The sequence below is a fragment of the Kribbella albertanoniae genome, from assembly GCF_004348455.1.
Lineage (GTDB): Bacteria > Actinomycetota > Actinomycetes > Propionibacteriales > Kribbellaceae > Kribbella > Kribbella albertanoniae.
Window position 1 is genome coordinate 24241 of the sequence record NZ_SMKA01000064.1, and the last position, 9823, is coordinate 34063.

A 9823-nucleotide genomic window follows, 5' to 3' on the forward strand; every position below is an offset into this window, starting at 1 on the left:
GGTGCCCGTTCGTGGCGTTCCTACTCGCGTGGTGGACGGGTATTGCCGCCAGCAACCAACGGCCGCGCGGGAATTGTCGGTGCGACCGGGCAGGATGGTCAGGTGCGAAAGGAACCGTCGGTGCTGCATGTCGATCTGGACGCGTTCTTCGCGGCCGTCGAGCAGCGCGACAAACCTTCGCTGCGCGGCAAACCGGTCGTCGTCGGCGGGATCGGGCTCCGCGGGGTCGTCTCGACGGCGTCGTACGAGGCCCGCAAGTACGGCGTTCGCTCCGCGATGTCGACCGCGGAGGCGCGTTCGCGGTGCCCGCACGCGGCGTACCTGTGGCCACGCTTCGAGGTGTACCGGGCGACCAGCCAGGCGGTAATGGCCGAAATGCGGGCCCTGTCACCGCTCGTCGAGCCGCTCTCGCTCGACGAGGCGTTCATCGATCTGGCCGCGGCGGGGCTGACCGGGCTCACCGACGACGATGTCCGCGCGATCTCCGAAGACCTCAAGGACGCGATCCGTACGGCGAGTGGCGGGCTGACCGCGTCGGTCGGAGCCGGCACGTCGAAGCTGATCGCGAAGATCGCCAGCGACCTGGACAAGCCCGACGGAGTGGTCGTCGTACCGGCCGGCACCGAGGCGGCTTTCCTGGCGCCGATGCAGGTCACCGTGATCCCCGGCGTCGGTCCTGCAACCGCACAGCGGCTCAGTATGGCGGGCGTCCGGACCGTCGCCGACCTGCAGCAGCTCGACGAGGGCGAGCTCGTTCGCCAGGTCGGTTCGGCGCATGGCACGAGCCTGCACCGAATGGCCATCGCGGCCGACGACCGGCCCGTGGTCAGCGATCGGGAGACGAAGTCGGTCAGCGTCGAGGACACCTTCGAGGTCGACATCATCGACCGCGCGCTGCTGACCGCGATCGCCGACCGGATGGCGCGCCGAGTGTCCGAGCGCCTGCAGAAGGCCCAGCTCTCCGGGCGGACCGTGACCCTGAAGTCACGGATGCACGACTTCACCACGCACACCCGCTCCTCCACACTCGCCGGCCCGACCGACGACCCGCGCGTGATCGCCCGGGTCGCCCGGCGGTTGCTCGACGACACCGACCTGGCCGGTGGCATCCGGTTGCTCGGGGTTGGCGTCTCGTCGCTGGCCGACTGGATCCAGGACGATCTCTTCACCGACAGCGAAGCGGCCGAGGCTGCAGAGGCTGCTCAGGACCAGGTCGTCGACGTGATCGAGCTGCCCGAGCGGCGCTCCCGCGATCAGGGCGGCTACTACACCGGTCAGGACGTCCATCATCCCGACCACGGCCTCGGCTGGGTGTGGGGCTCCGGCCGCGGCCGGGTCACCGTCCGGTTCGAGACCGCGGAGACCCCGCCCGGCCCGGTCCGGACCTTCGCGGTCGACGATCCGTTGCTGACAAAACCGGTCTTCGCCGCGGCGGAGCAAGACGCCGAGGCCGAAACTCGACACAATGGGCCGAATGAATGAGGAACGGCGGGGGGTCTACCCGTTCTGCGGCAGCTGTACGGCGTCGTCGGTCGCTTGGCGGGTCACCGATCCCGCGGGTGCCACCGGGATCGGCAGCCGCTTCTACGGCCACAGCGACATCTGCGAGAACTGCGGTTCATCGGTCCGGACGCTCTACCGGACCTTCCTGTGGATCCCGCTGGCGAAGGCCGGGCGGTTCCGCATCATCCCGACCGGCGGCCGGACGTACGTCGCCCGCAAGGTGATCGATACCCCGCTCGTCGCCGTACCGGGTGAACCGGCGTCGGCGATCGGCGCGCATCCCGAGCTGGAGCGCGACCCGTCGTACCGGCAGGCCGAGTCGTACTGGGACGCCAAAGAGCCAGGTCAGGCGCTGCCGTTCTACCAATCGGCGCTGGCGCTGCGCGAGAGCGTGCTGGCGGCGGACGATCCGGCCACGCTGCGCGTGCGGTTGCGGGTGGCTCAAGGGTTGCTCGCGACGGGGAACTACGGGCGGGCGATCGCGTGGTTCGAGTTGGTGACGCCGCAGCTGACTCGGGTGTTCGGTGCGCAGCACGAGCTGACGCGCTCGGCGATCGAGGGCGCGACCGGCGCTCGGCTGATGACCGGCGGACCGCGCTCAGAGGCGAGCCTGCTCAGCGACATCGTCGCGGTCGACACCAGCGACCTGGATGCACGGGACCCGCAGCTGATCCGCGACCGTGCCGCGCTCGGGCGTGCGCTGCTGGCCGGCGGACAGATCGCTCAGTCGATCGAGGCGTTGAGTGCTTCGGTCGTCGACGCCACGGCCGCGTTCGGTGCGGACCATCCGGACACGGCGGTCTACCGGGCGGCGTTGCGTGACGCGTGTGATGTGGGTGCGGCGCGTGGGCGGAAGCGCGATCTGCCGGCCGTCGAGGCGGCGCGGCAGTTGCTCACCGGCGAAGGCGCACCGACAGACAGGTGACACATCCTTCGAGCTTCTCGAACTCACTGATGTCGACGACGACCGGCGTGTAGCCAAGCTCCGCGAACAAAGCGGCCGACTTCGGCGCCGACGCGGCCATCAGCAGGCGGTCCTCCCCCAGCAGTACGACGTGTGCCCCGGCCTCCTCGGGGACTGCGCGGAAGGCGTCGAACGCGGCCGGGTCGTCGACGAGCGGCTCGTAGCCGATCACCGTGCCGTCGGGCAGCGCGGTCACCGCCGACTTGAGGTGCAGCACCTTCTGCACCGGCACTGCTCGCACGTCGGCGCCGAGCGGAGTCAGAGCTGCTGTGAGTTGCCGGATGCCCTCGGCGTTCGTGCGCCCGCCAAGACCGACGTACACGGTGTTGCCGACCTTCAGAATGTCGCCACCGTCGAACGTGCCGGGGTCAGTGACGTGGGTGATGCGGTAGCCCTGCTCACGCACCGCCTGCTCGGCCGCCGCTGCCTCGGGGCGCCGCGATTCGGCTCCGGCCCGAGCGATCACCGCGAGGTCGCCGTACACGACCATCGTGTCCTCGACGAACACACCGTCCGGGCAAGCGTCGGCCGGTGGCACCTCCACGGGAGTCCAACCGTGCTGCTCGAGTACGTCGACGTACTGCTGCCACTGCCGTACGGCGAGCTCGGGGTCGACCGGCTGCCGTTCGATGTGGGTGATCAGCCCCTCGGCCAGACGGGGACTCGGGCGGCGGACGAGCGCAGTAGGCATGCCCGCAGACTAACCGCCCTCCCAGACCGAATCCTGGGCCCACGAGCTTCCCCGTCGGTCGCACGATCGTCCAGAAGGTCCATTCCAGGTGACCTTCTGGGCAATCGGGGGCGGCGGACACTCTGGGGACACTCTGGGTGGCGCACACTCCTGGCCATGAGCATCGGGCAGGAGTGGCAGACCTCCGTCGACGGCGCGGGCGGCTGGGTGTTGCGTGGTTCGGACGGCGCGACGATGACGATCGGTCTGGACGAGACCGGGCCGCTGCCGGTCCTCACCTGCAGTGCGTCTGGACCGGTGCCTTTCGAGGCGGCCTTTGGGTTCGGGTTCGAGGCCTCGGCAGGGTTGCTGCGGCCGCGCTTCATCGGCCGGCGGAGCGGAGACGTCGTACTGGCGAACCTCGCCGGGGCGCTCGCCCTCGCGGGCCGGACGATCAGCAACTGGAGCGGTATCGAGTGGCCGATCGTGCTGGGCGAGGAGCTGGCCGGCACACACTTCGCCGGGCCGTACGCCGAACGAGTCCCGTTCCTGCAGTTGCACCTCACACTCGACGAGGGCTCGATGGGGCTGTCCACCTGCGCGGCTGCACCGGTGTGGGCACTCGAGTTCGACGCCGACGCGACGATCGACCTGAACGACCTCGACGAAGGGTTCAGCCGGCCACACGCCCGCCTGCCGCTACCGACCGGGCGGGTCACTTCCGTGCGGCTGGTGGTGGACGACAGCCGGCGCGGTTTGCTGCGGCGCGACTCGATCTTCGCCGAGGCTCTCCTCGGCATCGGCAACAGCTCGGTGTTGCTGATCGCCGCCGAGCCCGACGAGGACGGCATCTGGCGGCGGTACGACGAGTCCGTCACCGTCGTGCGCAACCCCCACGCCGCCGACGCCCTCCCGTGGGACCCACCGCGGCCTCGGGCCGACTTCGGCGTGTAACGAAGTCAGGATTCCGCGGTACTCGAATGCGTACGGGAGCAACGTCCTCCCGTGGTTACCTCGCAGCTGCGACAGCGGTCCGCGCTGTCGCACACAGTAGAGGAGCCCGGAAATGCGTAATCCATATGCTGTCCGACGAATCGCCGTGCGGCTGGCGCTTGGTGCCGCGGCCGCAGCGGCAGTGCTCGTGCCGGTTGCTACCGCCAGCGCCGCTCCATCGGCCGCCAATGGGACATCGGCTGTCCAAGCGGTCAAGCAGTTCGGCCCGTACATCGACGAGCCCGAATGCCAGTTCTATCGTGGCGGCATCGCCTTCAGCGGCGCGGCCCACTGGGTCGGTCCTTGCGAGCGCCACCCGGTGAGCGGCAGGTGGTGGTTCGTCGCCGACATGAAGTGAATGGTCACTACAGCGACAAAGTGAGTCCTTCGGTGGCGGCGATCACTTCGCCGTTGAACTCTGCCTGAGCCTCAGTGACGGAGAGCGTGCGGTCCGAGCCGGGCCAGAAGTGGGTGAGCAGCAGGCGGTTCGCGCCGCGGGCCGCCTGCGCGGCTTCGCCTGCGGTCATCACGTAGCGCGGGGTGGTTCGGGGTGACGGGCCTTGCAGGGTGGCGTCGGCGATGAAGACGTCAGTGCCTTCCGCGAGCTTCGCGTGTTCGTCGGACGGTCCACTGTCGCCGGTGTAGGCGAGCGAGACGCCGGGTGCCGTGAGCCTTAGGCCGAAGTTCGGCACGTAGTGCGGCAGCTGGACGGTCTCGACGGAGAACGGACCCAGCTGGGTCGTGCTCGCAAGGTCGTGGATGTCGAAGACCGTCGCTGGGTCCGGGTTCGGTTCAAGGGCTCGGAGTACGTCGACCACCCCAGGCGGGCTGTGCAGCGGGATCGGCGGTGCGTCTGGGGCTTCGTAGTACCGGACTCGCGCGAGCGCGCTGACGTCGACGCAGTGGTCCGGGTGCTGATGGGTCACGACGACCGCGTCGACCTCGGCGTGCGGTCGGTGCTGCAGCAGTTGCGGCAGGGCGGCGTACCCGAGATCGAGTACGACGCGGAAACCGTCGTACTCGATCAGGAAGCCGGCACACGCGCGACCCGCCTCGGGCCACGCGCCGCAGGAGCCGAGGACGGTGAGTGACCTCACCGGGCGAACGGCTGGTCGGTCGGGACGATGTCCTTGCCGAGCGGGAGCAGGGAGATCGGGATCAGCTTGAAGTTCGCGATGCCGAGCGGGATGCCGATGATCGAGAGGCAGAGCGCGATCCCGGTGACCAGGTGGCTGAGCGCCAGCCACCAGCCGGCCACGATCACCCAGATCAGGTTCCCGAGGAGGGCGCCGGCGCCGGCGCTGCGCTTGTCGACGATGGTCCGGCCGAACGGCCACAACGTGTAGCCCGCGATCCGGAACGACGCGATCCCGAACGGGATCGTCACGATCAGCACGCAGCAGATGATGCCGGCGATCGCGTAACCGACCGACAGCCAGAAGCCGGCGAAGACCAGCCAGATCAGGTTGAGCAGCGTTCTCATACCTTCAGCGTGCCAGCTCCCGGGTGTGCTCGAGCACCAACTGGGCGACAAGTCCGGGATCATTCCGGGGCATCCAGTGGCCGCCCCTGACCACCTTGACCGTGAGGTTCGGTGCCCAACGGGCCACATCGGTCTGCAGCGGCGTGCTCACGAACACGTCGTTCTCCGGAGACACAGCCATGACCGGTACGTCGGTGATCCGTTCTCGGGGCCTGATCATCCGCGGGAACACGTTCTCGCGATACAGGTTCAGCCCGTTCACGTAGTCCCCCAGAGAGCGCTCTCCGGTCTCTGAGGGAAGGCCGTCGGCCGACCGTTCCAGCCGCGCGAAGACCCGGTGCGCCCAGCCCCGACGCCAGCCGTTCTCCGGCAACCAGGGCAGGTGGAAGTAGTAGATGTACCAGGAGTGCAGCAACTGCCGCATCACGTCGCGGATCGGGCGGTGCTTGCGGACGAAGAAGCCCGCGTGATCCAGCGACGGTCCCGAGATCGAAACGAACGACGTGATCCGCCCACGCGTGCGTTCACTCGTGACGAAATGCCACGACTGGATCGAACCCCAGTCGTGCGCGAGCAGATGCACCGGCTGATCCGGCGACACCGCCTCGAGTACGGCGTGGAAGTCGTCCTCCAGCCGATCCAGGTGGTACGCCGATCGCTCCCGCGGCTGACCGGATTCGCCCGCCCCGCGCACGTCGTACGTGACAACCCGGAATGCTCCTGCGAGCTCGCGGGCCACCGGCTCCCACAACCGCGCGTTGTCCGGATACCCGTGCACACACAGCAGCACGGGGAGATCTGACTCGGGCGCGTAGTCGTAGAACGCGATCCGGGTGCCGTCGTGGCTAGTAGTCGCTTGTGCTGAGGGTGGCAAAGGTCATCCCTGCTTTCACCAGACGTGAACGCAACGCCGGACCCATCGCCGCAGCGGTGGTGGTCTGGCCGGCCGTTTCCGGGAGATCGTCCAGAGCGAGACAGAGAGCGCTCTCTCCGAGCATCTTGGCGGTCTCGTCGTACCCGGGGTCTCCCCCGGCCACCTCGGTGACCACCTGCTTGCCACCACCGCGGCCGACGAAGCGCACCTTGAACCACGACTTCGCCCGCACCTCGGGACTCGGCCCGGCCCCGGGCAAAAGCCGATTGAGCAGCGCCTTCCGGGCCGGCGGGATCTGCGCGGCGGTCGCGAGCAGCGCGACCCCACCGATGCCTCCGGCAACCATCGGCAGCCGCTTGAACGCCGCATAGTGCGCGTAGCGGAAGTCAGGTCCGTAGCTGTCGAGCAGCCGGCCCGAGTAACCGACGATCTGCGGGTCCACGGTCGGCAGCGGCACCACCCAGAAACCTTGCTGGCGGTGGATCCGGCCCGCGACCGCTCGTGCGCGCCGCCCCTCGGGCCGCGACTCGGCGCGCTTGCGGGCGTTGTGCGCATCCAGGTTCTGCTTCGGCCGTGAGAACGCCGTGATCGCGGTGTGGAACGTACCGCCCGAAGGCCGGCCACCGGCCCGCAACAGACCGTCAACGGTGATCGGCACCCGCTCCGGCAACTGCTCGACCGTGAACTGCACACCCAGGTCGTACGGGATCGAGTCGAACCCGCACGCGTGGATGATCCGGGCTCCGGTCTGCAGCGCACGTTGGTGGTACTTCACGTACATCCGGTCCACGAACTCCGGCTCACCGGTCAGATCCAGGTAGTCCGTCCCAGCCTCCGCGCACGCGGCCACCAGCAGCTCGCCGTACTGGATGTAAGGACCGACCGTGGTCACAACGATCCTGGTCGATTCCGCGAGCGCCTTGAGCGAAGCCGGGTCGGTCACGTCCGCGATCAGGACGTCCTTGCCGAACGGCTCCAGCTTCGCGCGGTTCCGCCCGGCCACCGCCCACTTGAGCTCGGCGGGCGCGTTCTTCTGCAGATACTCGGCGGTGAGTGCTCCGGTGAAGCCACTCGCACCGAGCAGGACGACGTCGTACTGACGACTCATCGCCCGGTGGCCTTCGCGGTGTCGGCCTTACCGCCGGCACCCGAAGCGCGCGTCGACACGGATGCACCACGAGCCTCAATGTCGGCCAGCGCCGCCCGGTCCGCCTTCGGCACGCTGAAGCGCGAACCCACCTCGATCACGTGCGGGATCAGCCAGCGGAACACCTTCAGTACGCCGATCCACTCCGGCACGTGCACCGTCCGCTTCCGGCGCTTGATGCCGTCGGTGAACTTCTGTACGGCGAACTCCAGCGGGTACACCTTGCTCGCCAGCGGGATCCCGGTCCGCACCTTGCCGAACACCGGGTGGTCATCCACTCCACGCACCATGTCGGTGTCCACAAAGGTCATGTGCGCAACGCCTACTCGCACACCCAGGTGCTTGAGCTCCGGCCGCAGCGTGTCACCCATCGCCTCCACGCCGGCCTTCGCCACGTTGTACGACGCCAGGCCCGGGATGTGCACGACAGCAGCCAGCGACGAGACCAGCAGCAGGTAACCCTTGCTCTCCAACAGGTAGGGCAGAGTCAGGTGCACTGTGCGCCACACGCCGTACAGGTCGACGTCCAGCACGCGCTCCCACACGGCGGGGTCCATGCTGCGAGTGAAGCCCGGCGCTGCGATACCGGCGTTCGCCATCACTACGTCGATCCGGCCGTACCGCGCGTGGACGGACTCGATCGCCGTACGGAGCGATTCGGTGTCGGTGACGTCTGCTTCCCACCACCCCGCGTCCGGGCCGCAGTCCTCGGCCACCTGCTTCAGCTCGTCCGGCTCCAGGCCGATCAGCGCGAGCTTGGCACCGTCCTTCGCGAGGCTCCGGGCCACTGCGGCGCCGATCCCGCGGGACGCTCCGGTGATGAGGACAACCTGTCCGGGCAGCGGTCGCATCTGAAATCCTCCGGCTCTAGCTGTTGAGTGGATACTCAACAGTAAGTGCTTATTGACCCAAGACTCAATAGACTGGCCGTATGACCCAGACCTCGTCCGCCCGGCTGCGCCCCGACGAACGGCGCGCGCAGATCCTGGAAGCCGCCCGCCGGGTGCTGCTGGCCGACCCGCACCGCGAGCTCACCGTCGAGTCGGTCGCCGCCGAGGCCAAGGTCTCCCCCGCCCTGCTGTTCCACTATTTCGGCTCGAAGAAGAAGTTCCAGTACGCCGTGATCGAGGAAGCCGCGGCCGAGATCCTGCTCCGGACCGCCCCCGACCAGTCGCTGCCCCCGGCCGAGCAGCTCCGCTCCGGGATCCGTGCCTTCGTCCGCGCAGTCCTCGAAGCACCACAGCTCTACCGCGCCACCCTGCTGATGTCCGCCGCCGGTGACCCCGAGGTCCGCAAACTGCACTCGGACCTGCGCGGCGTCTTCAGCACCTGGGTGATCGGCGCCGTCCGCGAAACCGGCGTCGACGTCACCCCGGTCGTCGAACTCGCCTGCCTCGGCTGGCAGGGCTACGTCGAACAGACCCTCCTCCTCTGGATCGAGGACGCCACCATCTCCGCCACCGACCTGGAACACCTGATCGAACAGTCCCTCGACGCCATCCTGTCGACGACCCACCGCTGACCCGTCCACCGCGCCCGCATCTCAGTCCGGCCGGAGACAGTTTGTTGCGGCCGGAGACCCGTGGCCACAGGTCCCCGGCCACCACTTCCTGTCTCAGGCCACCAGTTGCGGCCGGGGCCGCCGTCCAGCCCAGGCCGTCTGCATCCTCCCGATCGCCCCCTGCGTGAGTCCCACTCGGTCGGCTGCCCCAAGTCCGGTCAGCTAAACCCCGCCTCCCCGGTATCCCAGTCCCCGCCACAACGTCCGAAAGACCGGAGGGCCGCCCTCCGGACGTTCGGACGTTAACCACCACTCCCACCCAACGTCCGAAAGACCGGAGGGCCGCCCTCCGGATGTTAGGGGCACCTGCAGCGAACGGGTCGCCGAACCGCCTTCCCCAAACCGGTTTGGGGTGGATCCGCGACGGATTCGGGGGGGGTGGATCCTCCCCACATCCCCTGCCATGTTCCGGGAGGATGGGGAGTCCTACCTACCGATTCGGTGGGGCAACGCTCCCCATCGCCGCCGTACTGCGCTGCATCGGCGATCAGCCCGCCTTGGCGCAACCCCATCTCAGGGGATGCCCACTGAAACAGGGGGTTGCCCCCTGAAAATCTCGATGGGCAACCCCCCGGTTCGGGGGATATCCGTCGAGTTGGAGGGTTCGCGCGGTCGGGTCGGGTCGGGT

At 68.6% G+C, this 9823-nt stretch carries 11 protein-coding genes; 5 read left to right on the forward strand and 6 right to left on the reverse strand.

Annotation, left to right across the window (positions count from 1 at the left end):
• Nucleotides 1-102 precede the first annotated feature (102 nt).
• Together E1261_RS16485 and E1261_RS16490 are read left to right on the forward strand one after the other, a co-directional pair.
• Entirely contained in the window at nucleotides 103-1482 is a 1380-nt protein-coding gene (locus E1261_RS16485; RefSeq protein WP_132407575.1) for a DNA polymerase IV, read from the forward strand.
• Nucleotides 1475-2428, forward strand: coding sequence for a tetratricopeptide repeat protein (locus tag E1261_RS16490; RefSeq protein WP_165952529.1), 954 nt, complete (start codon nucleotides 1475-1477; stop codon nucleotides 2426-2428). The genes E1261_RS16485 and E1261_RS16490 overlap by 8 nt, the downstream gene beginning before the upstream one ends.
• Here the strand turns inward: E1261_RS16490 and ddaH are convergent.
• The gene (ddaH, locus tag E1261_RS16495; protein WP_132407579.1) at nucleotides 2397-3158 is read right to left on the reverse strand and encodes a dimethylargininase; all 762 of its coding nucleotides are present in this window, start codon (nucleotides 3156-3158) and stop codon (nucleotides 2397-2399) included. The two genes, E1261_RS16490 and ddaH, sit on opposite strands and share 32 nt — an antisense overlap.
• Before the next feature lie 156 nt (nucleotides 3159-3314).
• On the opposite strand from ddaH, the gene E1261_RS16500 reads away from it, so the two are divergent.
• Nucleotides 3315-4091, forward strand: a complete 777-nt coding sequence (locus E1261_RS16500) for a hypothetical protein (RefSeq protein WP_132407581.1) — start codon at nucleotides 3315-3317, stop codon at nucleotides 4089-4091.
• Between the two features lie 112 nt (nucleotides 4092-4203).
• Nucleotides 4204-4488, forward strand: coding sequence for a hypothetical protein (locus tag E1261_RS16505; protein WP_132407583.1), 285 nt, complete (start codon nucleotides 4204-4206; stop codon nucleotides 4486-4488).
• A 7-nt stretch (nucleotides 4489-4495) separates the two neighbouring features.
• On the opposite strand, the gene E1261_RS16510 is transcribed toward E1261_RS16505, so the two are convergent.
• Genes E1261_RS16510 through E1261_RS16530 form a run of 5 tightly spaced genes read right to left on the reverse strand, consistent with a single transcriptional unit; the run spans nucleotide 4496 to nucleotide 8485 of the window.
• On the reverse strand, nucleotides 4496-5227 hold the full coding sequence (locus tag E1261_RS16510; protein WP_132407585.1) for an MBL fold metallo-hydrolase: 732 nt from the start codon (nucleotides 5225-5227) through the stop codon (nucleotides 4496-4498).
• A complete protein-coding gene (locus tag E1261_RS16515; protein ID WP_132407587.1) occupies nucleotides 5224-5613 on the reverse strand; it encodes a YccF domain-containing protein in 390 nt (129 codons plus the stop codon). Before E1261_RS16515 ends, E1261_RS16510 begins: the two co-directional genes overlap by 4 nt.
• 4 nt (nucleotides 5614-5617) lie before the next feature.
• A complete protein-coding gene (locus E1261_RS16520; protein WP_132407589.1) occupies nucleotides 5618-6487 on the reverse strand; it encodes an alpha/beta fold hydrolase in 870 nt (289 codons plus the stop codon).
• Nucleotides 6459-7595, reverse strand: coding sequence for a saccharopine dehydrogenase family protein (locus tag E1261_RS16525; RefSeq protein ID WP_132407591.1), 1137 nt, complete (start codon nucleotides 7593-7595; stop codon nucleotides 6459-6461). The genes E1261_RS16520 and E1261_RS16525 overlap by 29 nt, the downstream gene beginning before the upstream one ends.
• Entirely contained in the window at nucleotides 7592-8485 is an 894-nt protein-coding gene (locus E1261_RS16530) for an SDR family oxidoreductase (RefSeq protein WP_165952530.1), read from the reverse strand. Before E1261_RS16530 ends, E1261_RS16525 begins: the two co-directional genes overlap by 4 nt.
• Nucleotides 8486-8565: 80 nt before the next feature.
• Here E1261_RS16530 and E1261_RS16535 point away from each other — a divergent pair, with 80 nt between their 5' ends.
• On the forward strand, nucleotides 8566-9156 hold the full coding sequence (locus E1261_RS16535) for a TetR/AcrR family transcriptional regulator (protein ID WP_132407593.1): 591 nt from the start codon (nucleotides 8566-8568) through the stop codon (nucleotides 9154-9156).
• Nucleotides 9157-9823 lie beyond the last annotated feature (667 nt).

Coding starts and splice junctions, on each gene's coding strand:
- E1261_RS16515 (WP_132407587.1), bottom strand. CDS start 5,613: ATGAGAACGCTGCTCAACCTGATCTGGCTGGTCTTCGCCGGCTTCTGG.
- E1261_RS16500 (WP_132407581.1), top strand. CDS start 3,315: ATGAGCATCGGGCAGGAGTGGCAGACCTCCGTCGACGGCGCGGGCGGC.
- E1261_RS16530 (WP_165952530.1), bottom strand. CDS start 8,485: ATGCGACCGCTGCCCGGACAGGTTGTCCTCATCACCGGAGCGTCCCGC.
- E1261_RS16535 (WP_132407593.1), top strand. CDS start 8,566: ATGACCCAGACCTCGTCCGCCCGGCTGCGCCCCGACGAACGGCGCGCG.
- E1261_RS16490 (WP_165952529.1), top strand. CDS start 1,475: ATGAATGAGGAACGGCGGGGGGTCTACCCGTTCTGCGGCAGCTGTACG.
- E1261_RS16505 (WP_132407583.1), top strand. CDS start 4,204: ATGCGTAATCCATATGCTGTCCGACGAATCGCCGTGCGGCTGGCGCTT.
- E1261_RS16525 (WP_132407591.1), bottom strand. CDS start 7,595: ATGAGTCGTCAGTACGACGTCGTCCTGCTCGGTGCGAGTGGCTTCACC.
- ddaH (WP_132407579.1), bottom strand. CDS start 3,158: ATGCCTACTGCGCTCGTCCGCCGCCCGAGTCCCCGTCTGGCCGAGGGG.